Source organism: Bartonella jaculi (genome assembly GCF_039543045.1).
Taxonomy (GTDB): domain Bacteria; phylum Pseudomonadota; class Alphaproteobacteria; order Rhizobiales; family Rhizobiaceae; genus Bartonella; species Bartonella jaculi.
Genome location: NZ_BAABIZ010000002.1, coordinates 173,253 through 199,589, shown reverse-complemented (window position 1 = coordinate 199,589; position 26,337 = coordinate 173,253). Strand labels below are relative to the sequence as shown.

23 protein-coding genes are annotated in these 26,337 nt (G+C 40.7%); 11 read left to right on the top strand and 12 right to left on the bottom strand.

Translation table 11 applies throughout. The annotated features are described in order from the left end of the window. Positions 1–217 precede the first annotated feature (217 nt). The 3 genes from fabA (at position 218) to fabI (ending at position 2,874) form a co-directional block, all read left to right on the top strand. Positions 218–724 (top strand): 3-hydroxyacyl-[acyl-carrier-protein] dehydratase FabA, encoded by a 507-nt coding sequence (gene fabA / locus ABD915_RS01935; RefSeq protein WP_345114386.1) that lies wholly within the window; start codon positions 218–220, stop codon positions 722–724. Positions 725–785: 61 nt separating this feature from the next. Then, entirely contained in the window at positions 786–2,006 is a 1,221-nt protein-coding gene (gene fabB / locus ABD915_RS01930; RefSeq protein ID WP_345114383.1) for a beta-ketoacyl-ACP synthase I, read from the top strand. Between the two features lie 49 nt (positions 2,007–2,055). After that, complete coding sequence (fabI, locus tag ABD915_RS01925) at positions 2,056–2,874, top strand: enoyl-ACP reductase FabI (RefSeq protein ID WP_345114380.1); 819 nt, start codon at positions 2,056–2,058, stop codon at positions 2,872–2,874. Positions 2,875–3,145: 271 nt separating this feature from the next. On the opposite strand, the gene gpsA is transcribed toward fabI, so the two are convergent. From gpsA to acnA, 11 genes are all read right to left on the bottom strand, one after another. Further along, on the bottom strand, positions 3,146–4,177 hold the full coding sequence (gene gpsA, locus ABD915_RS01920) for an NAD(P)H-dependent glycerol-3-phosphate dehydrogenase (protein ID WP_345114377.1): 1,032 nt from the start codon (positions 4,175–4,177) through the stop codon (positions 3,146–3,148). Positions 4,178–4,580: 403 nt separating this feature from the next. Further along, entirely contained in the window at positions 4,581–5,534 is a 954-nt protein-coding gene (cyoD, locus tag ABD915_RS01915) for a cytochrome o ubiquinol oxidase subunit IV (protein WP_345114374.1), read from the bottom strand. Continuing rightward, a complete protein-coding gene (locus ABD915_RS01910; RefSeq protein WP_345114371.1) occupies positions 5,534–6,199 on the bottom strand; it encodes a cytochrome (ubi)quinol oxidase subunit III in 666 nt (221 codons plus the stop codon). The genes cyoD and ABD915_RS01910 overlap by 1 nt, the downstream gene beginning before the upstream one ends. Then, a complete protein-coding gene (cyoB, locus tag ABD915_RS01905; RefSeq protein ID WP_345114367.1) occupies positions 6,196–8,214 on the bottom strand; it encodes a cytochrome o ubiquinol oxidase subunit I in 2,019 nt (672 codons plus the stop codon). The genes ABD915_RS01910 and cyoB overlap by 4 nt, the downstream gene beginning before the upstream one ends. A 77-nt stretch (positions 8,215–8,291) precedes the next feature. Beyond that, a complete protein-coding gene (gene cyoA, locus ABD915_RS01900; RefSeq protein ID WP_345114365.1) occupies positions 8,292–9,263 on the bottom strand; it encodes a ubiquinol oxidase subunit II in 972 nt (323 codons plus the stop codon). Positions 9,264–9,385: 122 nt separating this feature from the next. After that, on the bottom strand, positions 9,386–9,832 hold the full coding sequence (gene aroQ / locus ABD915_RS01895) for a type II 3-dehydroquinate dehydratase (protein WP_345114362.1): 447 nt from the start codon (positions 9,830–9,832) through the stop codon (positions 9,386–9,388). Between the two features lie 50 nt (positions 9,833–9,882). Next, positions 9,883–11,016, bottom strand: a complete 1,134-nt coding sequence (gene recF, locus ABD915_RS01890) for a DNA replication/repair protein RecF (protein ID WP_345114442.1) — start codon at positions 11,014–11,016, stop codon at positions 9,883–9,885. Positions 11,017–11,036: 20 nt separating this feature from the next. Continuing rightward, complete coding sequence (gene dnaN / locus ABD915_RS01885) at positions 11,037–12,158, bottom strand: DNA polymerase III subunit beta (RefSeq protein ID WP_345114359.1); 1,122 nt, start codon at positions 12,156–12,158, stop codon at positions 11,037–11,039. Between the two features lie 195 nt (positions 12,159–12,353). After that, the gene (dnaA, locus tag ABD915_RS01880; RefSeq protein WP_345114439.1) at positions 12,354–13,925 is read right to left on the bottom strand and encodes a chromosomal replication initiator protein DnaA; all 1,572 of its coding nucleotides are present in this window, start codon (positions 13,923–13,925) and stop codon (positions 12,354–12,356) included. A gap of 732 nt (positions 13,926–14,657) precedes the next feature. Next, positions 14,658–14,924, bottom strand: a complete 267-nt coding sequence (gene rpsT / locus ABD915_RS01875; protein WP_345114356.1) for a 30S ribosomal protein S20 — start codon at positions 14,922–14,924, stop codon at positions 14,658–14,660. Positions 14,925–15,154: 230 nt separating this feature from the next. Beyond that, positions 15,155–17,842, bottom strand: a complete 2,688-nt coding sequence (acnA, locus tag ABD915_RS01870) for an aconitate hydratase AcnA (protein WP_345114353.1) — start codon at positions 17,840–17,842, stop codon at positions 15,155–15,157. Positions 17,843–18,141: 299 nt separating this feature from the next. Between acnA and ccmA the strand changes: the two genes are divergently transcribed. Genes ccmA through ABD915_RS01845 form a run of 5 tightly spaced genes read left to right on the top strand, consistent with a single transcriptional unit; the run spans position 18,142 to position 21,093 of the window. Beyond that, entirely contained in the window at positions 18,142–18,768 is a 627-nt protein-coding gene (gene ccmA / locus ABD915_RS01865) for a heme ABC exporter ATP-binding protein CcmA (protein ID WP_345114349.1), read from the top strand. Next, a complete protein-coding gene (gene ccmB, locus ABD915_RS01860; protein WP_345114346.1) occupies positions 18,765–19,430 on the top strand; it encodes a heme exporter protein CcmB in 666 nt (221 codons plus the stop codon). The genes ccmA and ccmB overlap by 4 nt, the downstream gene beginning before the upstream one ends. Positions 19,431–19,476: 46 nt before the next feature. Beyond that, entirely contained in the window at positions 19,477–20,256 is a 780-nt protein-coding gene (locus ABD915_RS01855) for a heme ABC transporter permease (protein WP_345114343.1), read from the top strand. Continuing rightward, positions 20,244–20,495, top strand: coding sequence for a hypothetical protein (locus ABD915_RS01850; RefSeq protein ID WP_345114341.1), 252 nt, complete (start codon positions 20,244–20,246; stop codon positions 20,493–20,495). The genes ABD915_RS01855 and ABD915_RS01850 overlap by 13 nt, the downstream gene beginning before the upstream one ends. After that, positions 20,470–21,093, top strand: coding sequence for a DsbE family thiol:disulfide interchange protein (locus ABD915_RS01845; protein ID WP_345114436.1), 624 nt, complete (start codon positions 20,470–20,472; stop codon positions 21,091–21,093). The genes ABD915_RS01850 and ABD915_RS01845 overlap by 26 nt, the downstream gene beginning before the upstream one ends. 534 nt (positions 21,094–21,627) lie before the next feature. Here ABD915_RS01845 and ABD915_RS01840 read toward each other — a convergent pair. Beyond that, entirely contained in the window at positions 21,628–22,158 is a 531-nt protein-coding gene (locus tag ABD915_RS01840; RefSeq protein WP_345114433.1) for a GcrA family cell cycle regulator, read from the bottom strand. Positions 22,159–22,640: 482 nt separating this feature from the next. On the opposite strand from ABD915_RS01840, the gene ABD915_RS01835 reads away from it, so the two are divergent. Genes ABD915_RS01835 through ABD915_RS01825 form a run of 3 tightly spaced genes read left to right on the top strand, consistent with a single transcriptional unit; the run spans position 22,641 to position 25,834 of the window. Then, the gene (locus ABD915_RS01835; RefSeq protein WP_345114338.1) at positions 22,641–23,855 is read left to right on the top strand and encodes an aspartate aminotransferase family protein; all 1,215 of its coding nucleotides are present in this window, start codon (positions 22,641–22,643) and stop codon (positions 23,853–23,855) included. Then, positions 23,852–24,787: an ornithine carbamoyltransferase gene (argF, locus tag ABD915_RS01830; RefSeq protein WP_345114335.1), complete on the top strand. Its 936-nt coding sequence runs from the start codon at positions 23,852–23,854 to the stop codon at positions 24,785–24,787. The genes ABD915_RS01835 and argF overlap by 4 nt, the downstream gene beginning before the upstream one ends. A gap of 33 nt (positions 24,788–24,820) precedes the next feature. Beyond that, positions 24,821–25,834 (top strand): Hsp33 family molecular chaperone, encoded by a 1,014-nt coding sequence (locus ABD915_RS01825; protein WP_345114332.1) that lies wholly within the window; start codon positions 24,821–24,823, stop codon positions 25,832–25,834. Positions 25,835–26,337 lie beyond the last annotated feature (503 nt).

Genomic DNA, 26,337 nt, shown 5'->3' with positions numbered 1-26,337 from the left:
ATATTTCCATTCAAACAAGGTTAAAATACGGAAAAATGGGAATATTATGATATAATTTTTTATTCCATTTTAAATAACCTACCACACAGGATACATAAAAAAGGGGTTTTGTCATTAAAAATGATATAAAATCATTTCCCTCTCCCTAAAATTTGCTCTAAAAGTAGGTTGGGGAAAAGCGCAGAAACAAAAATATACGCAAATAGATGGAGTCATAATGACTGAACAAAAGTCTCGCTACACTTATGAAGAGCTTTTAAGCTGTGCCCGCGGCGAAATGTTTGGTAAGGGTAACGCACAATTACCCGCACCGCCAATGTTAATGATTCACCGAATCACAGAAATCAGTGAAACTGGTGGTGAATACAATAAAGGAATGGTTCGTGCCGAATTTGACATTACTCCAGACCTGTGGTTCTTTGACTGTCACTTTATAGGCGATCCGGTCATGCCAGGATGCCTCGGTCTAGATGGCATGTGGCAATTAACAGGGTTTTTTCTCGGTTGGCTGGGCGAACTAGGAAAAGGGAGAGCTATCTCAACAGGCGAAGTAAAATTATCAGGTATGGTTACTCCAAAAACCAAACTTCTTGAATATAGAATAGATTTTAAGCGTATCCGGCGTGGAAACTTAGTCTTGGGAATAGCAGATGGGTGGCTGGAAGCAGATGGAGAAACCATCTATAAAGCGAGTGATTTACGGGTTGCTTTATTTAAAAAATAACTGAACATTATTTCCATCAGAAGAGACACTTTGTTATTCTGTATGAAAGAAGGAGGTATAAATGCGTCGAGTTGTTGTAACCGGAATGGGAATTGTCTCCGCGATTGGAAATAACCCTCAAGCCGTTTTAACCAGTTTAAAAGAAGCAAAATCTGGAATTTCTTACGCACCTCAGTATGCCGAATTAGGCTTTCGTAGCAGAGTTTACGGCAAACCCGATATTAATATAGAAGAATTGGTTGATCGCCGTGCTCTGCGTTTTCACGGACGCGGAACGGCTTGGAATCACATCGCCATGGATCAAGCGATTGCTGATGCGGGTCTAGAACCGCATGAAGTATCAAATGAACACACGGGTATTATTATGGGCTCTGGAGGCGCTTCAACTCAGTCAATCGTTGAGGCTGCTGATATTACACGCCAAAAAGGTCCAAAGCGCGTTGGTCCTTTTGTTGTACCTAAAGCAATGAGTTCTACAGCATCTGCAACTCTTGCAACATTTTTTAAAATTAAAGGCGTTAATTATTCAATCTCTTCCGCATGTGCCACATCTAATCATTGTATCGGTAATGCTTATGAAACAATACAATATGGCAAGCAGGATCGCATCTTTGCTGGTGGTTGCGAAGATCTGGATTGGACATTATCTGTTTTATTCGATGCTATGGGTGCTATGTCCAGCAAATATAATGATGTACCAGAAAAAGCTTCGCGTGCTTATGACGCTAATCGTGATGGATTTGTTATTGCTGGTGGAGCTGGCGTTTTGGTTCTTGAAGAACTAGAAGTCGCTAAAGCACGTGGTGCAAAAATCTATGGAGAAATTATTGGTTATGGTGCTACCTCCGATGGACACGATATGGTCTCTCCATCGGGTGAGGGAGCAGAGCGCTGCATGCGCATGGCACTTGCGACCGTGAAAAATAAGATTGATTATATCAATCCTCATGCAACAGCAACACCTGTGGGTGATCCCCCTGAAATAGAAGCAATCCGCCGTATCTTCGGAGCAGGCGATCAATGCCCACCAATTTCCGCCACAAAATCTCTAACTGGTCATTCCTTGGGGGCAGCAGGTGTTCAAGAAGCAATCTATACATTGTTAATGATGAATCATAATTTCATTTGCGAGAGTGCCCATATTGAAGAACTTGATCCAGCTTTTGCCGATATGCCAATTGTTCGTAAACGCCGCGATCATCAACAACTTAATACTGTATTGTCAAATACATTTGGCTTTGGCGGTACCAATGCAACGCTCGTTTTTCAACGCTATGCATGAATGGGAGTTCTTTGCTGGTTGAAAAAAGCATGGTCTTACGGAGAATAATATGAAAGGTTTGATGGAGGGCAAACGTGGCCTTATTATGGGGGTTGCAAATGACCATTCAATCGCTTGGGGCATCGCATGTCAACTAGCAGAAGCAGGAGCTGAATTAGCGTTTACATACCAAGGAGATGCATTCGGAAAACGTGTTCAACCCCTAGCAGAAAAACTCGGATGCAAATTGGTGCTCGAGTGTGATGTTGAAAAAATTGAAAATGTTGATCGTGTCTTTGAACAACTTGAAAAAGAATGGAAAACTATTGATTTTGTTGTTCATGCCATTGGGTTTTCAGATAAAAATCAGCTAAAAGGACGTTATGTTGATGTCACAACACGAGAAAACTTTAAGCGTACAATGGTTATTTCAGCTTATTCCTTTACTGAAATTGCCCAACGCGCGGGTAAGCTTATGCCCAATGGGGGAACGCTTTTAACACTCACTTATGGAGCTTCACAGCAAGTTGTACCTAATTACAATATTATGGGGGTTGCTAAAGCTGCTTTAGAAGCTATGGTACGCTATTTAGCCGCAGACTTTGGGCCTCAAAATATTCGCGTTAATGCAATTTCAGCCGGTCCCGTTAGGACCTTAGCCGGAAATGGCATTGCTGCTGCACGAGCAATATTTTCATATCAACGCCGTAATGCGCCACTACGCCGCACCGTAAACATTCATGAAATTGGAAAATCTGCTCTCTACTTACTTTCTGATTTATCATCAGGGGTTACCGGTGAAATTCATTATGTTGATTCAGGTTATAACATCATGTCTATGCCAGCACTTGAAGAATTAAAAAAAAGCGAAGAAACTCAAGGGGAATAACTATCCGTAGTACTTTTTAAAAGTGCAAAAAGGATCGTTTGTATACCGTTTTAGAAGTATATTGTATGCCTTCTCTCATGTGAGAAGCACGTATAATTGAAAAAAATAGCCCTTTTTTAAAGATAGCTTAGAAAAGAGAAGAGATTCGCATGGCTTCAGTTATATTGCATGAAAAACTGCCTTTAAGCCTACAATTTACTAAATCGTTAACATCTTACTCGGCAATCAATGCGATCTATTTTCAGTTCCTATTGACCTATCGTCATATCTCTCATGTGTTGGAATAATTTACAAGATCGTGCATTTCATCTTTGAGTGCACGGCTTAGCAATGTATCGGCTGCCTCGAATACACTTTTACCGCAATACAAGACTTGATAAATTTGCTCTGTAATTGGCATTTCCACCCCAATGCGTTGTGCTAGTGTAAAGACTTCCTTGGTATTTAGATAACCTTCAACAACTTGGCCAATCTGTTTTTCTGCTTCTTCTTTATTCATCCCTTGGCCAAGCAATATTCCAAAACGTCGGTTGCGTGATTGGTTATCAGTGCATGTTAATACCAGATCACCCAAACCTGTTATCCCTATAAATGTCGAAAGCTCAGCGCCCATAGCAAGACCTAAGCGACTAATTTCAGCCAACCCTCGTGTAATGAGAGCTATTCGAGCGTTTGCACCAAATCTCATACCGTCTGATATTCCTGCACCAATAGCAATGACATTTTTGACTGCTCCACCTAATTGGACGCCAATCATATCTGAGTTTTTATAAACTCTAACACTTTTATCACACTGGAAAAGTTGCTGTAGCTCTTCACCAAATTCAGCATCAGAAGCTGCTACCGTAATTGCCGTAGGCAAACCAATAGCAAGCTCTTTAGCAAAAGTTGGTCCAGAAAAAACAGCCAAAGGAATTTTATCACCTAAAATCTCGCGAGCAACTTCTTGTAGAAGGCGTCCTGTACCATGTTCTAAACCCTTTGTTGCCCAAATAATGCGTGAATTTTGATCCAAATAAGGTTTAATATTGTATAATACCTGATGAAATACATGGCTTGGAACAGCAATCAATATATCGCGACTTGACGTTATTGCTATCTCAAGCGAAGCTTCAGGCGATAGATTATCAGGAAATTGAACATCGGGTAAAAATGCCTGATTGCAACGATGTTCCTGTAATTCTTTGATATGTTGAGGATTATAACCCCAGAGTAAAACACGATGGCCATTACGAGCCAACGTAACAGCTAACGCAGTGCCATAAGAACCCGCACCAATAACTGTCATCGAAACGATATTCATTAAGTTTCCTGATGATTTCCCAAACCTTTGGTTTTAATTGTATGCTACTATTGCAGACACCTATAAGTACGATACCCCGGATATAAATTCACTAGATTTGAAGTGCTACCTGTTCACAACTGCACTCCTACATAACATAAATGACTTTTAAAGGTCCTCATATATATGTACTAAATTATATCACTCTCATTGCTTCTATGTTCTATAAATGACTTCTTGCCTTGAATAAAATTTAAATTTTACTAAACTTATCCATGGCTTCTCTTCTTAGAAATAAAAGCAGAATCAAAATCGTAATGATAAACTCCTCAAATGACTATTGCGCCAGCACCCCCGTGCGAACACTTGCTTTACAGAAGCTTGCATAGAGCAAGTGTTACACGGGAACTTCTGCGTACACCAACTACTCCACGGGAGTCTGAGCATCTGGCATTTGTCCTACAGGCATTTCAGAGCCTGGCACCTGCCCTACGGAATCCTGCGGATTGGGCATTTGCCCTACAGGCATTTCAGAGCCTGGTACCTGCCCTACAGAATCCTGCGGATTGGGCATTTGCCCTACAGGCATTTCAGAGCCTGGTACCTGCCCTACGGAATCCTGCGGATTGGGCATTTGCCCTACAGGCATTTCAGAGCCTGGCACCTGCCCTACGGAATCCTGCGGATTGGGCATTTGCCCTACAGGCATTTCAGAGCCTGGTACCTGCCCTACGGAATCCTGCGGATTGGGCATTTGCCCTACAGGCATTTCAGAGCCTGGTACCTGCCCTACAGAATCCTGCGGATTGGGCATTTGCCCTACAGGCATTTCAGAGCCTGGTACCTGCCCTACAGAATCCTGCGGATTGGGCATTTGCCCTACAGGCATTTCAGAGCTCGGTACTTGCTCTACAGAAACTTCCATACTTGGCAGTTTCTCTGCAGACATGCTTTCATCTGATAATTGTTTCACTGGCTCTCGTATATCTAATTGCCCAGACGCCGAAAAACTTCCTTTACCTGATATTTCTGGCTCAATAACGCGTCCTGAACCACCCATCATATTATAATTCAAATGCGAAATAGCCCACCAAGTACCCCCAATAATAATAAAAACGCAAATAGCTGCAAACCACAAAGCGCTTAAATTCCATTTGGCATCAGGACCAGAATTTAAATGCAAAAAGAAAACAATCTGCACTATAATCTGAATAATCGCCATCCCAATAAGATACGCAACCTTCGTGCTAATAGCCCAACTTTCCATCATCCCGTACATCACGGGAATAAAAGAGCCCAAAGTGAAAAATACAGCCAGAATAAAGCCAACTAAATAGGAACCAGTACTGGGACCATGTGTTTCGTTATGCACGCTCATTACAATGCTCCTAACAGATAAACCATGGTGAAAACACCAACCCACACAATATCAAGTAAATGCCAGAAAATTGAAAGGCATGCCAAACGCGTTTTATTATCATGATCCAAGCCACGACGACGAAGGTGAAAAAACATCACGACCATCCAGAGAAGACCAACACTTACATGAAGACCATGCGTACCAACCAAAGCAAAAAACGCTGACCAATATGCAGAGAGAACTTCTCGTCCAAAAAGCTGTAAACCTGTTGCGGGATCAATACCAGCATAAGCATTAGGATCGTAATAGAATACCTCGTTCAAAAGTTCATGAAATTCGTAAATTTCCATTCCAATAAAGCAAAACCCAAGTACAAAGGTAATGGCCATCCATGAACGCACACCACTGATGTTACCCTTATGCGCTTGTACCATGACAAATCCATAAGTAATTGATGACAGTAATAAAATAGCGGTTTCAACCAAAACAAACTTTAAATCAATAAACGCACTGCCAGCTTTTCCTCCACCATAAGAAGCAGAAAAAACAGCAAAACTCGAGAAAAGTGTTGAGAATAGGATCAAATCCGAAAGAATATAAACCCAAAAACCAAATGTCATTATTGAACTACTGTCGTGATGATGCTCATCAATGTGAGCATCATTCATTGTCATCACACTCATACTGTTACTCCTCGTTCTTTAAGAACAGCTGTAAAAGCGTCCTCTGTTTTCTGCACTTCTTCAGCTGGAATATAGTAGCCATGATGGTCACCTGTTAACGAATGACACACAATCGTTGCAACAAAACCAATCAATCCAATCGCAACAAGCCACCAAATATGCCAAACAAGGGCAAAACCAACAACTAGTGAAAAGAATCCTGCAATAATTCCAGCAGACGTATTTGATGGCATATGAATTTTTGCAAATCCACTTGTCGGACGCTGGTATCCACTCTTCTTCATATTCCAATAAGCATCGTCAGACTGCACCTTGGGAAGTATTGCAAAATTATAAGAAGGAGGCGGTGAGGAAGTAAACCATTCAAGCGTCCGTGCATCACCCCAAGAATCATTTAATGTGACCGGTAAACGTCCCTTATGTTTGATACCGTACCAAATCGCCAAAACAACTTGCAACACAAAACAAAGGATACCAAGCAAAATAATAAAAGCACCCAATGCAGCAATCATAAACATCGGTTGCCAACTAGGTTCCATGTAATGCTGTAGACGACGCGTCGCACCCATTAAACCAAGTGCATAAACTGGGAAAAAAGCAAGGTAAAAACCAATGAACCAACACCAGAAAGATGCAATACCCAATGCCCGATTCGGTTTATAACCAAAAACTTTTGGAAACCAAAAAGCAATTCCAGCTAAGTATGCAAAAACAACACCCCCAATAATTGTATGGTGAAAATGAGCTACCAAAAAGAGCGAATTATGAAACTGCCAATCAGCAGGCACAATGGACAACAAAACACCCGTTAATCCACCACCAACAAACGTGAAGATCATCCCCATACACCAAAGCATTGGAGGCTCAAAGCGAATCCGACCTTTATACATGGTCAGCAACCAATTAAAGACTTTAACACCCGTTGGAACCGCAATAATCATCGTCGCAATACTAAAGAAGGTATTCACAGCTTCACCGCCACCCATTGTAAAGAAATGGTGTCCCCAAACAAGAAGTGAAAGAATCAAAATAACCAACAATGCCCATACCATTGAAGTATAACCAAAGAGGCGTTTTGAAGAAAAAGTTGATACAACCTCAGAAACGATCCCAAAAGCAGGAACAACCAAAACATAAACTTCTGGATGACCAAAAACCCAAACATAGTTAATCCATACCATTGGATTTCCACCAGCAACATTGGTAAAGAAATTCATGCTCAAATAACGATCACATGCCAATAGCGCAAAGGCTACAGTCAAGACAGGATAAATAACTAAAATAAGGACATTACTAACAAAAGCACTCCAACAAAAGACGGGCATTCTCATCATCGTCATCCCAGGAGCACGCATTTTAATGATGGTCGCAACAAAATTGATTGCCCCCATCGTCGTCGCAATACCAGAAAGCTGAAGTGACCACAAATAATAATCTACCCCTGTATCTGGACTACCTTGCAACTCAGTGAAAGGTGGATACATCAACCAACCACCACGACCAAAATTCCCTACACCTAAGGATATGTTAATCAATATTGCCCCAGCAGCAGTAATCCAAAACCCTAAATTATTCGCAAAAGGAAAGGCAACATCACGTGCACCAATTTGAAGCGGTATAATATAATTAAAAAGACCAAATAAAATCGGCGTGGCCATAAAGAAAACCATAATAGTGCCATGAGCCGAAAAAATCTGATCAAAATGCTCAGGGGGCAAATAACCTGCTGTTTCACTCCCAAGAGCTAAAGCTTGATGCGAACGCATCATGATCGCATCAGCAAAACCACGAACAAGCATGATAATCCCAAGAACGATATACATAATACCGATGCGTTTATGATCGACTGTCGTAATCCAATTTCGCCATAAAACCCCCCACCATCGAAGTGCTGTCAAAGCAACAACGGCAATTAAACCACCCGCAACAATCGCAATACATGTGTACAAAACGATCGGTTCATGTGCAAGTGCATGAAAAGCACCTGCCGTAGGATCTGTAAGTCTTCCAAACATCTCTCAACCCATATCAAATGAAATTCCAGTTTAAAAGAAACCCTTATTTTAAAAAGGATCCTCTCTCGATCAACACTCTAAATAACACCAGGATCAAAAACTGAACAAAGTGCACCCCACAGTGTCTGAGCAGCAGCACGCTTCATTAAATCTTCATTACATACCGTATTTTCATCAACACATCGATTGACAACGCGGTAGTAAAGCCGCTTCTCAACAGGTGCAAAATAACGTATTTCAGCATCCTTTTCCTTAGCAGCAATGTCACCCATACGAGGCGCAACGGAAAGCTGCCGATAAGACGCGCGATTAAGCACTTGACCATTAGCGCGAACTTTAGAAATCCAACTCTCAAAATCCTGCGGAGACACAGAATGCCATTGAAACCGCATACCTGCAAAACCATCACCGCTGTAATTGGCTGAGCTTCCTTTGAATACTCCTTGTTCTTCAGCTACCAAATGCAATTTAGCATTCATCTGCGGCATAGCATAAAGAACTGTGCCCAATTTTGGCACCCAAAAAGCATTAACAGAACTCTCTGATGTCAACTGTAACAAAACCTGACGACCTTCAGGTGCATAAATCTCATTGATCGATGCAATATTGTATTCTGGATAAATAAATAACCATTTCCAATCAAGAGCTATAGCATTGACTTGCAATGGCTTCTCTTCACCAACAACTTCCACCGGAAGCGGATTTGTGGGTTCAAGGTGATAAGTGTAATAGGCTGTTAACGAACCTAAAACCATTACGATAACTATTGGAATGCCCCACATAGTCGCTTCAATTTTATTCGAGTGCCCCCAATCAGGTAAATACTCTTGTGCCGCATTCGATGCACGATATTTGATAGCTAAAAATACCACACTCACCATTACCGGAATTACAACACAAAGCATAACAAGCACACAGACAACAATCAAAATGAGCTGTTGACGTGCAACATACCCCGATGGTTGAAGAACATCAATTTTACAACCAGACATTATTAGTGCAATCCCTAAAATCGCAAATATCTCTAATTGCCTAACAAAGCTTCTCATCTTCACCTACCCCCGTCATACACATTGGAAGTTGCAATAATAAATAACGTCATCTTACTTACCTGAAAAATAATTATCAAGTAAATTCAATACCCATATTACTCTTATCCAACGTTTGCTTTTTATCTATTATAATTAAATCTCTTAGCAATATATTCAAGCGCAAACCGGTATCCCTCACTCCCACAGCCAGTAATGACTGCGTCCACACCCGAAGATGTATAAGAATGGTGACGAAAGGCTTCACGTTGATAAATATTAGATAAATGAACCTCTACTTTAGGCCCCGAAAACATTTTTAATGCATCAAGAAGTGCAACAGACGTATGGCTGTAAGCAGCTGGATTGATAATCAAACCAGCACTCACATCAATCGCTGCCTGTATCCATTCTACCAACTGCCCTTCACAGTTACTTTGATGAAAATGCACTGTTATACCAAGCCTCTTTGCCCATTCCCTACAAAATTGTTCAATATCTTCCAAAGTTTCAGTGCCATAAATTTCTGGTTCACGTTTACCCAGAAAATTTAAATTAGGACCATTTAAAACCGTTATAATCTTGGACACACTATGCCTCTTCTTCTCAATCATCACATTGTCAAATTTAGTATGTTTTTTTACTGCAACAAACTTCCATCTTTAATTTCAAAAAACTCTGCTCGTCCTTTCAAAGCGTCAAATAAAATGGGATCTGTGCCTGTCATAAATGTTTGTCCCCCTAAATCATCAAGAATATCAAATAAAGCAGCACGCCGATGAGAATCAAGATGAGCTGCTATTTCATCAAGAAGAAGAATAGGGGACCTCTCTGACATCATACCTGTTAAACGCGCATGACACAAAACCAAACCTGTCAATAAAGCTTTTTGCTCACCTGTAGAACAAGATGCTGCACCCATATTTTTATCAGCATAAAAAATCTGTAAATCTGTGCGATGTGGTCCTTCTAATGTCCGCCCAGCAGCCCGATCTATTGCACGGTTATGCCGCAACCGATCACAGAATTGCTCCTCAATCTCTATCGCCGATGTTTTTCTAAGTGCTGTTTCGATAAAACCATCAACTTGCAAAAAAGCTCGCGGAAAAGGTGTATAAACTGGCATTTGTGCAAACATGCCATTTAAAAGTCGAATAACATCAATACGCGCCGCAGCAATAGCCGTTGCCAATTCTGCCATCTGCTTTTCTAAAGCATCAAACCAAACACGATCTTCATTTCCATCTAAAAATAAACGATTACGGGCACGCATAGCCCTATCATAATCAGCTATACGACGACTATGTAAAGGATCAATAGCCAAAACCATGCGATCCAAAAAACGTCGGCGCTCAAGCGAAGAGCCGGTAAAAAGCCCATCCATAGAAGGAGTCAGAACACTCATATGACAATAATCTGTTAGGCAATCAGCTGTCTCATTCACACCATTGATATGTACTTTTCGATTGTTATCGCCAATCTCCAAAGCTGTGCCAATATTTACTTCACCATACAGAGCACATTGAAGACGAGCAAATACAACAAATCCCCCATTTCTACCATCCGCAAAGCTAATATCAGAATAAGCCGCACGCCGTAAACCACGACCAGGAGAAAGAAAAGACAATGCTTCTAAAAGATTAGTCTTACCAGCACCGTTATGGCCAGTAAAAACGACATGCTGTCCTGAAAGATGAATATTAAAGGATGAATAATTGCGATAACGCACAAGCCTTAGCTGCCTCACTGCCACTTTGTGCACATGACCAGCTATGCATTGCAAAACTCTCGTCCCTAAACGCGAATAGGCATCAGCACATAAAGCGCAGCCGCATCATCATTATCACGAATGAGAGCTGGAGCTCCAGCTTCTGCCAGCATAAAAACCATCTCATCGCTCGAAAGTTGTCCAGCAATATCCAAAAGATAACGCGAATTAAATCCTATCTCAAGCGGATCAGATGTGTAAGTGACCGCCAATTGATCTTCTGCACTCCCCGAATCAGGATTATTAACAACAAGCTTTAATTGCCCCTGCTCAATCGTTAACTTCACTGCACGCCCTCGATCAATTGAAATCGTAGAAACACGATCAACCGCGGAAGAAAAATCCTGCCTGTTGACAACCAATTTTTTATCATTTGCAAGAGGGATAACACGTTGATACTCTGGGAATGTTCCATCAATTAACTTGGATGTAAAAACTACAGAACCTACAGAAAAACGAATTTTCGTTTCCGAAAGCTCTACACACACAGTATCACCAACTTCTTCAGAAAGAAGCTTTTGCAACTCTCCTACGGTTTTACGAGGAACAATGATACCCGGCATTCCCTCAACCCCTGAAGGAGCCTCCATATCAACTTGTGCTAAACGATGACCATCGGTAGCAACTAAACGCAACTTGAGAATACCCTCATCAACAATATGAAAATAAATACCATTAAGATAATAACGGGTTTCTTCCGTAGAAATAGCAAACTGCGTACAATCAAGCAAATGCTTCAAGGCTGACGCTGGCAAAGAAAAACGGTAACCAAACTGTCCCGGAAGAGACTCTGGAAAATCTATTTTGGGAAGACACTGAAGTTGGAAATTAGCGCGACCAGAAACAACAGACATTGTATTCGCCTGATTCATATCAACTGATAATACAATCTCACTGCCATCAGGAAGTTTTCGAACTATGTCATAAAGCAAATGTGCTGGAACAGTTATTGCCCCAGCTTGTTTTACATCGGCCGTAAAAGATTCTGTAACCTCTAAATCAAGGTCTGTTGCTTTTAATTGCACACCGTCCTTGTTTGCATCAATCAATACATTTGACAAAATAGGAACAGTATTACGACGCTCAACCACACGGTGAACACGACCAAGAGATTTGAAAAGTTGATTGCGATCAACTGTAATACGCATAAAAATCCCCATTATAATTATAAAGAATTATAGGAATCCTCTAGATTAAAAATAACCGATTCACATGAAAGAATCACTTGTCAAAGTTTATTCAACCTCTCTTAAAATGGCAAGCGACTCCTACATAAGTAAAACAGCCTACTCTCATTAACCCCTCTGCAAAACTCTTCCAAAGAAAGGAAAACTTGTAAAACACTACGCAGCCTGCTCTCCGATTAACCGTTTAAGCAACTCAAGCTCTTTGGCTAAGGTCTGATCATCACAAACCAAATCTTCAATTTTACGGACAGCATGTAAAACTGTTGTGTGATCACGTCCTCCAAAACGACGTCCAATCTCCGGCAATGAGCGAGGGGTCAACATTTTTGCTAAATACATTGCAACTTGTCGCGGCTTCACGACTGTACGCGTTCGGCGATTAGATAACAAATCTTGCTTAGAAACATTATAATGGCGGGCAACCGCACGCTGAATTTCCTCAATCCGAATACGCTTAGCTTCACCTGAACGAGTCAAATGACCCAATAATTCATCAATCCGCTCTAAAGACAAATCAGACTCGAAAGACTGACGAAACAACAATTGATTAAACGCTCCTTCAATATCACGCCCCGATCCCAAAACCGTTTTAGCAATATACTCCAAAACTTCATCAGAAATTACCACCATATTATCATCTTGTTGTGCCACCTTTAACCGTTGGCGCAACATTTTCAAACGCATTTCATAATCTGGTGCTTCAATTTCAAGAGCAACCCCCCCCTGAAGTCGAGACCGAACGCGAAGATCTAGTGATTCTAATTCCGCTGGTGGACGATCAGCAGCTACAACAACTTGTTTTGCACTATCAAGCAACATGTTGAGTAAATGACAAAATTCGTTTTGTATCGACTTCCCTTGCAAAAATTGCATATCATCAATAATCAAAAGATCAATATCGCGAAGCTGCTCTTTAAAAGAAAGAGCATCATTATCGCGAATAGCTGTTGCAAAACGCCACATGAAATATTCAGCAGTCAAATAAATAACGCGCGCAGGCGTTAAACGCTTCAGTGCAGCCGCCGCAATGGCTTGAAGCAAATGTGTTTTTCCTAAACCAACAGACGCGTGAATAAAAAGAGGGTTAAAACGCAAAGCACTTTTATGCCCTTCTGCAATTGAACGTGCTGCCGCTAAAGCAACACGATTAGAAGCCCCCTCAACAAAATTTTCAAAAGTATAACGAGAATCAAGTGGCGAACCAAAAACCCCTGCTTCAACACCCTTTACTGAATGCTCTGTACAACTCTCAACAAAAGACGAAACTGTTTGCTCTTCCAGAACAACAGGAGCTGTACTCGTCCTACAGACTACGTTTTTTGAAACGCGCTTCATACCACGAACAATAACTTCAACGCGAAGAACTGCTGAATTCTCCTGTTTCCATAAATTGGTCAAAAGAGAACCATAGTGATTATTAATCCATGAACGCAAAAACGCTGTAGGAACAGAAAGCTTTACAAGATTACGGCTATATTCAGCAAGTTTCAAACGACCAAACCAACTTGTATAAGCCTCAATACCTACCTGCGCCTTTAATTGGGCCATTACACGGGCGAAAGCCGCCGCGCCTTCCTCCTCTGAAATAATAAGAGGCCCTACAGAAACATTTTTACCAACTGATCCACCACTACCCGTCATCTCACTCTTCATTATTCTCTCTGCCGACAGGATATTCACCGAAACCCTTTTAAAGGAACTAGCTTTAGAGTTCAATTTATCCACAATCTTCCATCCCGATAAAAACACAAACCTTGTTCTCGCCAAACAGCTAAAAATCAACTTAGCGAAGGCAAAAACGCCCTATCCCAAATAAGATTATTTACCCTCCCCCAGGATAATCTCATCACAACCCCACCAACAAAGATGACAACAAGATTTACATGCACTCATGATATGATCCATTCTTTTAAAACGAAAAACATACCAATCAAGAAAACTAAAAATACGTTAGAAAACCTATCCAACTCGAGAGCCCCTAACAGCCTAAACCAAAGGATCTTACACTCAATATCACACAGGATAATGCGCTGATGTGAACCCTGTATGTTTTCAATCTTCATTAAGAACCATACAAAACAGCAGAGGTAAAATGCAAGAGGTCAAAATAAAATCAAAGGCACCTAAAAAACCGCTATAAACCTGCTATTATGAACGTGGAACGAGAAAAATTATTGATTCAATTCACTTTTTTTTTTCTAAATTTACTAATAATAAAGAATTTCTTCGGATTAAAAAAAAAAAATAAAAAAGCTTGACAAAAAAGACTCTGTAAAAATCCACAAAGCTTGTGGATAACCGTACAATTTCTATCAATTTTCTCTACTCTTTTATGGTGAGAATCACTGCAGCTTCCCCCTCTTAAAAAAAGCAATATTTCAAAAAATAAAAAAAACCAGCATCCCTACGGACGCTGGTTTGATTTCTAACAAATTTGATTTCTAAAAAAATCGCAAAAGCTTAAACGTTAAGAGCCTTCAAACGTTTTGCTAAACGCGATACTTTTCGTGCTGCAGCATTTTTATGAAAAACTCCCTTGGAAACAGCACGCATAATTTCAGGTTCAAAATTCTTAAATGCCATTTCCGCACATGCCTTATCGCCACCAGCTAAAGCATCATCAAACTTACGCATAAAAGTGCGAACGCGTGAACGGCGAGCTCGATTAACTTGGGTACGCGCTGCAACCTTGCGCACCGCCTTTTGAGCCGAAGGTGTATTCGCCATAAATATATCTCTCTTTCAACTCACCGGTAGAAATAACCTCAGTGATATCTCTACCAATACAAAAAAATCTAAGCCAAACTATAAAGTCGCGCTGATAACTGCTCAGCTTATAGCGCAATCCTCAAGCAAACGTCAATCGAATTCTCAAAGGTAGAGCATAAAAAACGAAAATCATTCTCTTGATATCCAACTTTATCGTTTTAAGACACCCCTAAACGAACAAATGCGGTTTAAACTGCCAGATTACGTAAAACATATTGCAAAATTCCACCATGATGCAAATAATCCAGCTCATCTTCAGTATCAACACGGCACAATAATGGAACAGCTTTTATCGCTCCATCAGCAAAAGTGATCGTAGCCACAGTTTTCTGACGGGGTTTTAAGTCATGAATCCCTTCAATCGTTACCTTTTCATCTCCTCTTAAACCAAGTGACTGCCAACTTACACCCGCTTCAAAAACAAAGGGAACAATCCCCATGCCAACGAGATTAGAGCGATGAATCCGCTCAAAAGACTGAGCAATCACCGCTTTTACACCAAGAAGATTGGTGCCCTTAGCCGCCCAATCACGAGAGGATCCATTGCCGTATTCAATACCAGAAAAAACAACGAGCGGAACACCTTCCCGCTTATACGCCATTGCTGCATCATAAATTGTTTGTTCTGTTCCTGATGGATAATGAACTGTATAGCCTCCTTCACGACCATTCTCCCCTAACATAAAGTTGCGAATGCGAATATTGGCAAAGGTCCCCCGCATCATAACTTCATGATTCCCACGACGTGTTCCGTACTGGTTAAAATCAGCCACCTTAACATCATGATCCGTCAGATATTTTCCAGCAGGGGAATCAACCTTAATAGAACCTGCAGGAGAAATATGATCCGTCGTAATTTTATCACCAAACAAACCTAGAATTCGTGCTTCTTTAATATCTGACAACACCTCAGGGATTTTCTGCATATCAGCAAAATAAGGCGGATTACGCACATACGTTGATTGCTCATCCCAAGAATAAGTAACACCTGTGGGAGCTTGAACTTTTTGCCAATTTTCATCTCCATTAAAAACATCCGCGTATTTTTCGACAAAAATCTTACGTGTAACATTCTTCTCGATAAATTCCTGTACCTCTTTAGAAGTTGGCCAAATGTCTCTCAAGTAAACTGGTTGCCCATCTGAACCTTCACCAAGAGGTTCCTTGGTTAAATCTTTACGCACTGTTCCAGCCAAAGCATGTGCGACAACAAGCGGCGGCGAAGCTAAATAATTCGCTTGCACATCAGGTGATACACGCCCTTCAAAATTACGATTTCCTGAAAGAACCGCAGCAGCAATTAAACCATTATCATTAATCGTTTTTGAAATAGCTGAATACAAAGGACCAGAATTCCCTATACACGTCGTGCACCCAAAACCCACTAAATTAAACCCTAGTGCATTTAAATCTTTTTGAAGACCTGAATGGATAAGATAAGCCTCAACGACTTGCGAGCCAGGCGCAAGAGAAGTCTTAACCCATGGCTTGCTCTTGAGACCTCTCGCTACAGCATTACGCGCCAAAAGACCCGCAGCAATAAGAACACTCGGATTTGATGTATTCGTACAAGAAGTAATCGCAGCAATCACCACATCGCCATGGCCAAGCGTGTATTCCTCACCCTCAACCCCATAACGGTCATCTTGCCCAATAGCCTTCTTATAGTCACTAGACAATGCCACCTCAAAACCCTGTCCAACACTTTCTAATGCAATACGCCCTTCAGGACGTTTAGGACCAGCCATAGAAGGCACAACACTTTCCATATCTAATTCAATTGTATCGCTAAAAATGGGATCGGCGATCATCTCATCATGCCACATCCCTTGTGCTTTGGAATAAGATTCCACTAGAGCAATCCGACCTTTATCACGCCCTGTCATATTGAGATAACGCACTGTTTCTTTGTCAACTGGAAAAAAACCACACGTTGCCCCATATTCCGGTGCCATATTCGCAATCGTCGCCCGATCAGCAAGCGTCATATGCTCCAAACCTGGACCAAAAAATTCAACAAATTTACCGACAACGCCCTTCTTGCGTAAAATTTGCGTAACCGTCAACACTAAATCAGTAGCAGTCACCCCTTCTTTAAGTTTACCTGTTAAACGGAAACCTATTACTTCAGGCAACAGCATAGAAACGGGCTGGCCTAACATTGCCGCTTCTGCTTCAATACCACCAACACCCCAACCCAAAACACCTAAACCATTCACCATAGTTGTATGCGAATCAGTCCCCACACAAGTATCAGGATAGACCGTATGACACCCTTCCTCATCCTTCATCCACACACATTGCGCTAAATATTCCAGATTCACCTGATGGCAAATTCCCGTTCCCGGAGGAACAACACGAAAATTTTGAAAAGCTTGCTGTCCCCACTTAAGAAAACGATAACGTTCGCTATTGCGTTCATATTCACACGCAACATTGTCTTTAAAAGCCATAGGATTGCCGAAATAATCGACGATAATAGAGTGATCAATGACGAGATCAACAGGGATAAGAGGATTGATTTTTTCAGCGTCCCCTCCAAGTTTAACCATGGCGTCACGCATCGCAGAAAGGTCGACAACTGCAGGAACACCTGTGAAATCTTGCATAAGAACGCGTGCCGGGCGGTAGGCAATTTCCGCACCAGCGCTACCTTTGTCATTTAACCACTTAGCAACGTTCAGAATATCCTCTTTTTTGACCGAACGTCCATCTTCAAATCGTAACAAATTTTCAAGAATAACTTTCATTGAAAACGGCAAAAAAGAAACACCCTTCAGCCCATTTTTCTCCGCTTCGATCAAACTATAATAAGTATATTCTTTGCCACCAACATCTAAAGTTCTGCGACAATTAAAACTATCAATTTGAGACATGACTGTCCACCCTCATACTACAAACCACCCAATTTCCCGGAATGAACAACACAAACTACGAGTCAAGGTCGCAGCTTGAGCGCAGACGCGATCACCTCCACCATCCATTTCCCCCTCCACCTTCTCATCGGCAAATTCGGAAATCGGCGCCAAAAACCACTCTACACCAGATATTGATGTAACACATGTCTTATAGAACTATTTCTAGAACTATTCTAGGTACAATTACATAAAAAACATGTTTTTTATCCTATAATGCAATAAAGATTATAGAAATCAGAAGCACAATAGGCAATTACATGGTGTTATCAGGCAAAGATTTGGCGGCTTACAGAAATGAAACTGTTCTGTTTCAAGGTCTTTCTTTTTGTTTATTTCCACAGCAACTTATGACAATCACAGGTCCAAATGGAATCGGGAAATCTACATTACTACGAATCATTGTCGGTCTTCTTGATGCTGCGGAAGGTCATGTAATCCTTAAAAATCATGAAAAAACATACCCTGTAGCAACTGCATGTCATTATCTTGGTCCCCAAAATGCTATGAAATCTTTCCTATCAGTCATCGACAATCTGCAGTTTTGGTCAGCATTTTATGGGCAACATCTACGCTATCCACACGAAGCCCTTGCTGATATTGGTCTCTCTGATCTTGAACATTTACCCTTCAACGTTCTGTCAACAGGACAAAAAAGACGTATAGCCATTGCCCGCCTTTTGCTATCCTATCGACCCATTTGGATTTTAGATGAACCAATATCTGGAGTTGATAATAACGCTCAAACTATTCTTGCCAATATTTTTCAGCACCATCTCAACCAAGGCGGTATGATTATCGCAGCAACCCACAGTCCACTAGGTATTCTTGAAAACCATAAAATCGCCCTAGAAAATTTTTTACCTCCCCAAGAGAAAATAGAATGAAGGCACTATTTTGGCGTGATCTTAAATTAATCTTAGCACCACAAACCTCTTCGTTAGCAGGGCTTTTGTTTTTCATCGCTGTTATAATGATAACCCCCTTCGCCATTGGGCCAAATCCTAAAGTTCTTGCGCAAATAGGTCCAGGTATATTATGGATGGGAGCTCTTCTCGCAGGACTCCTAAACTTAAATAAACTTTTTCAAACTGATTGCGATGATGGAAATCTCGACCAATTCATCCTTTCTGGACAAAGACAAAGTTTCACATTGATTGTATTTACAAAATGCTTTGCACATTGGGTGGGAACTATGTTTCCGCTTATTTTGGTTACTCCTATTTTAGCATTCATGCTCCATTTAGATGCAATGATAACTTTTACAACAATGCTCTCCCTTTTATGCGGAACACCCGCCATTATTTTTATTGGTGCTATAGGAGCGGCCCTTGCAACGTCGTTGTTACACAGCACTCTTCTTATTTTCATCATCATTTTGCCGTGGATCATTCCAATCATGATTTTTGGCGTTTCGACTGCCACAGCGCCAGTCAATCCAAACGTTTCTTTTCTCTCTTCCTTGACTCTTCTTATCGCTTTTTCGCTTCTTTTGAGTCTTTTTAGCTCTTTTGTTGCTGCTATAACGCTCAAGTCTTTATCAGAATAGCAAAAGGTGATTGCCGCAAAGCTAAACTCTGCCTATTATAAATTGTATGAATGGAATATCTCGCACACATAAAATGAGGTCACCGCCTGCAAGTTTTACCCGCTTCATGAAAACAAGTCGTACCGTTTTGCCTTGGTTAACCGGTATAACATCATGTTTTCTCATCTTAGGGGCTATTCTGATTATGCGTTCTCCTGATGACTATCAACAGGGCATCACCGTTAAGATTATGTACATTCATGTACCATTCGCGTGGTTGTCTACATTCTGTTATATAATAATGAGTGCCGCTGCACTAGCAAGTCTGATTTGGAAGTATCATCTTGCTGATGTGACACTTAAATGTGGAGCACCCATTGGAGCAATTTTTACAACCTTGGCCTTGATAACAGGGGCGCTTTGGGGACGCCCTACATGGGGGACATGGTGGGTATGGGACGCACGACTCACATCGGTTTTCATCCTGCTTTTTATTTACCTTGCCATTATCATGCTTGCTCGCGCTTTTGATAACCAAGTAAAAGCTGCACGCGCTACAGCAATTCTAACTCTCGTAGGATTTGTGAATATCCCCATTATCAAATTTTCCGTTAATTGGTGGAATACACTGCATCAATCAGCATCGCTGCTACGTTCAGGAGGCACAACAATCGATCGTGCTATGCTATGGCCCCTCATCACAATGATATGTTGTTTCACCTTTATGTTTATTTTGCTCTATTTGATTGCTATGCAAAATGAAATCAATAGTCGTCAGATCCAAACACTTCAGATCAAAGAAGCCCGTCGCACAAAACATCAGGACTCTTCATCATGCTCGACCTAAATAGCACCCATAGCGGACTTCTGGGAAATCTATCTCAGCAAATTGATTCTTTCCTTGGCACTCTTCACCACGAGCAAATTGTTGTTTTAAGCTATATGCTTTCCGCAATTTTTCTCCTGTGTTTTATTGGGCATATTCTTCGCAAAGGTATATACCAAAAGAAAATCCTACAACAGCTAAACGAAAAAGAGCTGTTTCGAAGAGAAAAACATGATGAAAATTACCCCTCCAAAACCTAAAAAAAACATATCTTTGCCCGTCTTGTTTGGCCTTTTTGGACCATTTGTGCTTTTCCTTCTTGTTATGCTTTTTTTCAACTTTATGGACAATAAATACCCAAACGATACTTCTCTTCTCCCAAATGCATTCGCTGGAAAGCATGCCCCCAAAACCAATCTTCCCTTACTTAAAAATGAAACTTATCTAGATTCAGAACAGTTTAAAGGACGCGTAACATTAGTCAATTTTTGGGGATCTTGGTGCTTACCCTGTCGTGAAGAGCATTCTCTTCTTATGAAAATTGCACAAGATCAACGTTTTGATCTCATTGGCATTAATTATAAAGATAACAAAGAGAACGCTCAACGCTTTCTGAATCATTTTGGTAATCCTTTTAAGTTTATTGGCTTTGATGTTTCAGGGCATGCGGCCATTAACTGGGGGGTATATGGACCACCAGAAACCTTTCTTTTGAATAAAGAGAGCATCATCATTGCTAAACACGTTGGCCCCTTAACATGGCAAATTTATCAGAAAAAACTCCTGCCAAAAATCGAAAAGGCTATAATGATAAAAGAAATACCAAAAAACAAAGAATTGATTTATAAAGATAAGTAATCATTTTCCCATAATGCAGAAACAGATGATAATATTGGGTATTGGTACATATAAAGATGATGCTGGTGGTATATGCTTTCATAAGTATTAAACTAACGTGTGTCGTACAAATCTTGCATTATACTACTCACAGACAATGAAATTAGGAGTAAGGAGAAACGCCTCTCTAAAATAAGTACGTGAATGAATAGCAAAATCATATGCTATTGTGTGTGAGGGGAGGATCCTATTAAAGACAAAAGACTCGCAAAAACAAAAACGTGAGATTCTGCAAAATCTCCATTATTTATAGATATTGCTGTGAATGCTTTTGCAAACCGTAAAATTAAATGAAAAACAGACCGTGAAAACAGGCAATAGTTTGCGCCCTGCCGACATGTAATTATGCAATAGCGCGAAAAAATAAAATTTGAACACACCCCATAAAGGGGAGAATTCTCCATTCATTAAAACTGCACCTTCGTAAATTTCTCTCTCATATGAGCTGAAATTTAATGCTAAGTTATAAAATGCAGTACAAATTACATTACAAAATTATATTCTTATCCGCCGTCTTTCAGAGATTGGCTGAAATGCTATCTTGGCGTGAAAGGCACAATAAGGACTGTTTTCACCAGAATCGGCACCACAAAAATGAAAATCTGATGATAAAGGATCCCCAACTGGCCATCTACATGTAGTTTCACTCAATTGCAAAAGATTGAGCTGACGTGATATAGGTACCACATTTGATTGTGCGGACATATCAACTTCTGTCACATCCTCCGCCACAACATCGACCTTTAAAGCTGCTGCTCCAACATTGCAAGAAGCAGCATTCGTCGGCAATACCGTCGATGTGGTACGACGTATCCGCGGAGTCGATGAACTGACATCCACAAGTGTCTTTTGTGTACGTGACATCCCCTGTGTTGCCTTACCACGTCCTGGTAGTTTTAACCGGTGGACTTTACCGATCACTGCATTCCTACTAACCCCACCTAACTGAGCTGCAATCTGACTTGCACTTAACCCCTCACTCCAAAGCTTCTTAAGAAGCTCAACGCGTTCATATGTCCAACCCATATTAGCACTCCATTCTGACCACCCCATTGAGAGGTATCTCTTTGCCTTTCAAATGTTTCAATCATGTCCTCAAAAAGCCGAATGAAAAAATTGTACCTCTATCCGAGCACAAAAAACTTCAATCAACCTATGGAATTTATAAACTGAAACACAATCTTGCTTGCTGTTTTAAACTACAATATGCATTGACTCTATGACAAGAGTCTTTCCCTCTTAAAGAGTTTATTTAGGGTGTTTTCCCCAACTTGCGAATCAATCATAGAACAAACTATCGTTTTTGCTTAAAGCTTTTCCCCCATATATGACTCCTTTCAAAACCTTCATTGGCTTTTTGCCAATCGGTGCAATGATCTATAGTATGCAAATTGATCGTAATGAAATCTTGATTGCACTATTTTCAAAGATAAAAAATGCAACGTGTTTTGTTTGCAGCATTATTTTATTTGTTGTATTGCAGAGTTTGAAACTTAAAGGAAATAATTATGGACGCGACCACAATACAGCCGCTTTACCAGTGCTTTGCTCGACGTAACTTGCGTTTCAAACAAGGCAATGGTGTATGGCTTATTTCCGATAAAGAAGAGCGCTACCTTGATTTCGCGTCTGGTATTGCTGTCAATGCATTGGGATATGCACATCCAAAATTGGTTGATACTCTGAAAACACAAGCTGAAAAGCTTTGGCATGTTTCTAATCTTTTCCAATCACCTGAACAAGAAGCTTTGGCTGCACGCCTTTGTGCAAATAGCTTTGCTGATAAGGTCTTTTTCTGCAATTCCGGCGCTGAGGCACTGGAATGCGCATTCAAAACTGCTCGTCATGCTCATTATGCATCCGGCCATTCAACACGCGTTGAAATTATTACTTTTGAAGGCGCATTCCACGGACGTACACTTGCAACCCTTGCTGCGACCGGAGAAGAAAAATATCTGGAGGGTTTTGGACCAAAAACTGCTGGATTTATTCAAATTCCTTTTTATGATGAAAACGCTTTGCGTAGCGCTATCAATAAAAATACCGCTGCCATCCTTATTGAACCCATTCAGGGAGAAGGGGGAATACGAACGGTATCTCATGAATATCTAAGATTTTTGCGCAAAATATGCGACGATAATGATCTGTTATTGATTTTGGATGAAGTTCAAACAGGCATTGGACGAACAGGAAAACTTTTTGCTTACGAATGGAGTAATATCACACCTGATATTCTTACCCTCGCAAAGGGGATAGGTGGCGGCTTTCCATTAGGAGCTTGTCTTGCAACAGATAAAGCTGCAAAAAGTATGATACCAGGGACCCACGGATCAACCTTTGGAGGAAATCTTCTTGGGATGGCTGTGGGTGAAAGTGTTCTTGATATCATATTAGAACCAGGTTTTCTCGACCATGTTCAACACATGGGGGACAAACTAAAAAAGGGACTTTCAACTATTCTAAGCGCTTATCCTGAAATTATCTGTGCAGTTCAAGGCGTGGGACTTATGCTCGGTATTCAGTGCGTTGTTCCCTCTCATGTCGTCATTAACGCATTAGAAAATGAACGTCTTTTATGCGTCAGTGCTGGTAATAACATTGTACGTTTATTACCTCCTCTTGTCATAACTGAAGAAGAAATTTATGAAGGCTTACAGCGTATTGAAAAAGCAATTGCTCATCTTTCATTAACAAACCAAGAAAGAGAAGTAATCGTACCATGACAAATGCTCTTCACCACTTCACTGACTTATCTATTTTAACCCCGCACACAGCACGCACTCTTATTGACTACGCGAAAACCCTCAAAACAAACTTCAAAGCAGGAAAAGATTCAAAACCCTTTGTTGGTAAAACATTGGCAATGATTTTTGAAAAACCATCCACACGAACCCGTGTTTCATTTGATATCGGTATGCGTCAGCTTGGTGGGGAGACGATCATGTTAACAGGCTCAGAAATGCAGCTCGGTTATAGTGAAACTATCGCTGACACAGCGCGTGTGTTATCACATTTTGTGAATATTATCATGATACGCACAACAGCACATCATCGGATGCTCGAATTGGCGCAATATGCCCAAGTTCCTATTATTAATGCCCTCACAGATGATACGCATCCTTGCCAAATTCTAGCGGATATCCTCACCTACGAAGAACACCGTGGACCAATCACTGGAAAAACATTTGCTTGGATGGGAGATGGTAATAATGTTCTCCATTCCTTGATAGAGGCAGCGGCTCTTTTCAACTTTCATCTGTATATTGCTACTCCAAAAGGCAATGAACCACAAAAAAGGTATGTTAATTGGGCACGTGAGCGCGGTGCTCATATTATGCTCACAAACAATCCTCAAGAAGCTGCCAAAGATGCCGATTGCATTATGACCGACACATGGGTTTCTATGGGGCAAGAATTTCGCGCTCGGAGTCATGCTATTTTCCAGCCTTACCAAGTTAATGAAGCTTTAATGAAATTAGCTAAACCCAATGCCCTTTTTATGCATTGTCTACCTGCTCATCGTGGCGAAGAAGTCGTGGATTCCGTGATCGATGGACCGCATTCCGTTGTTTTCGACGAAGCTGAAAATCGTCTTCATGCTCAAAAAGCAATTCTTTCTTGGTGTTTACAAGATGCGTTTTTCTCTTCACAATAGACTGCCACAATAAATCATATAGAAGGCAGAAATATGAGCGAAGAATGTGAACAAGCCAAAGATGAAGCCTCTCTCAACAACATCTATTTGAGTGAAGATGATACTGTTATTCCCTTTCAAGTCGAAGAACTTGATATCCGTGGACGTGCCGTACAACTTGGGGAAACTTTAAATTCTATTCTTACAAGACATCAATATCCTGAACCGGTTTCTTATCTTCTAGCAGAGGCTTTAGTCTTGACCGTTTTGCTTGGGACCTCTCTAAAACTTAAGGGAAAATTTATTTTACAAACCCATTCCAATGGGCCAGTTAATATGTTGGTGTGCGACTTCTCTCTTCCTTCCAATCTACGTGGATACGCGCGTTTTGATGAAGAAAAGTTAAAACAATTAATGGCCAATGATCAAATATCTTCAGAAAAGCTTCTGGGAAAAGGCACTTTAGCCTTCACCATCCATCAAGGAGGTACCCACACGCAACATTATCAGGGGATAGTTGAATTAAATGAATCAAATTTACAAGAAGCCTCCCATGCTTATTTTGACCAATCAGAACAAATTCCTACCGATATCCGTTTGGCAGTTGCTACATTGATCAACCGAGACCAGAAAGGCAAGTCACAAAAAAGCTGGCGAGCAGGAGGACTCTTGACCCAACTCTTACCCCAAGCATCATCTCATCATAAAATATACGAGCCTCATAAAAAACCAGAAGTAACTAAAACCCGTGCCCAACTTGAAAACCAATGGAAAGAAGCAAAAGCACTGATAGCAACCATTGAAAGTGCAGAATTAACGGATCCTCAAGTCGGCAATAAACGGCTGTTGTTCCGTCTTTTCCATGAACAAGGTGTCAGAGTTTTTAATCCCTGTTCTCTTATGGATCAATGCTCTTGTTCGCGCGAAAAAATTAAAGAAATACTAGAAGGCTTTCCTACTGAGGAACGGAACCAAATGGTTAAAAATAAATATATTTCAGTCACATGCGAATTTTGCTCAACAACTTATCGTTTTAAACCGCAAGAACTTTCTGAAAATAAAACGTAACAAATATTCCTCACAAAGAGGAAAATATTGATCGCAGCTAAAAGCAATTTAATTACGCATCTGGAGCATAGAAAGAACTAACATCAGCCTTTAGAATATATTGTTTATCTTGGCTTCCTTAGAGTTAACCGCTCTTTCATTGCCCATACAATCATGCTCCTTGTTCAAATCAACACACACTCCATATGCTTTTTATATAAAATAGCCCACTCTTTAAAATATATTCCATCCTTTTTGAAAAAATCTCTCCTTTACTCTTGGCATATCAATAAGAATTGATCTCTTAACACAACCAAGTTTTTGAATCCTTTATACAATCGAATCAACATATTGATTTTTAAATTGAATGAGATCCGTGAATAAAGTCACATTTTTTATTCGAGCTCGCTTAAATTTAAGAATCAAAAAATCGTTTACTTGCGCATCACAAGAGAGATCAGCGTGTAAATAATGTGGGAAGTGGAAAATACAAAGATGGCGCCAGCGTGTTACTGCGTAAACGT

Coding starts and splice junctions, on each gene's coding strand:
- fabA (WP_345114386.1), top strand. CDS start 218: ATGACTGAACAAAAGTCTCGCTACACTTATGAAGAGCTTTTAAGCTGT.
- fabB (WP_345114383.1), top strand. CDS start 786: ATGCGTCGAGTTGTTGTAACCGGAATGGGAATTGTCTCCGCGATTGGA.
- fabI (WP_345114380.1), top strand. CDS start 2,056: ATGAAAGGTTTGATGGAGGGCAAACGTGGCCTTATTATGGGGGTTGCA.
- gpsA (WP_345114377.1), bottom strand. CDS start 4,177: ATGAATATCGTTTCGATGACAGTTATTGGTGCGGGTTCTTATGGCACT.
- cyoD (WP_345114374.1), bottom strand. CDS start 5,534: ATGAGCGTGCATAACGAAACACATGGTCCCAGTACTGGTTCCTATTTA.
- ABD915_RS01910 (WP_345114371.1), bottom strand. CDS start 6,199: ATGAGTGTGATGACAATGAATGATGCTCACATTGATGAGCATCATCAC.
- cyoB (WP_345114367.1), bottom strand. CDS start 8,214: ATGTTTGGAAGACTTACAGATCCTACGGCAGGTGCTTTTCATGCACTT.
- cyoA (WP_345114365.1), bottom strand. CDS start 9,263: ATGAGAAGCTTTGTTAGGCAATTAGAGATATTTGCGATTTTAGGGATT.
- dnaN (WP_345114359.1), bottom strand. CDS start 12,158: ATGCGTATTACAGTTGATCGCAATCAACTTTTCAAATCTCTTGGTCGT.
- rpsT (WP_345114356.1), bottom strand. CDS start 14,924: ATGGCGAATACACCTTCGGCTCAAAAGGCGGTGCGCAAGGTTGCAGCG.
- acnA (WP_345114353.1), bottom strand. CDS start 17,842: ATGTCTCAAATTGATAGTTTTAATTGTCGCAGAACTTTAGATGTTGGT.
- ccmA (WP_345114349.1), top strand. CDS start 18,142: ATGGTGTTATCAGGCAAAGATTTGGCGGCTTACAGAAATGAAACTGTT.
- ccmB (WP_345114346.1), top strand. CDS start 18,765: ATGAAGGCACTATTTTGGCGTGATCTTAAATTAATCTTAGCACCACAA.
- ABD915_RS01855 (WP_345114343.1), top strand. CDS start 19,477: ATGAATGGAATATCTCGCACACATAAAATGAGGTCACCGCCTGCAAGT.
- ABD915_RS01850 (WP_345114341.1), top strand. CDS start 20,244: ATGCTCGACCTAAATAGCACCCATAGCGGACTTCTGGGAAATCTATCT.
- ABD915_RS01845 (WP_345114436.1), top strand. CDS start 20,470: ATGAAAATTACCCCTCCAAAACCTAAAAAAAACATATCTTTGCCCGTC.
- ABD915_RS01840 (WP_345114433.1), bottom strand. CDS start 22,158: ATGGGTTGGACATATGAACGCGTTGAGCTTCTTAAGAAGCTTTGGAGT.
- ABD915_RS01835 (WP_345114338.1), top strand. CDS start 22,641: ATGGACGCGACCACAATACAGCCGCTTTACCAGTGCTTTGCTCGACGT.
- argF (WP_345114335.1), top strand. CDS start 23,852: ATGACAAATGCTCTTCACCACTTCACTGACTTATCTATTTTAACCCCG.
- ABD915_RS01825 (WP_345114332.1), top strand. CDS start 24,821: ATGAGCGAAGAATGTGAACAAGCCAAAGATGAAGCCTCTCTCAACAAC.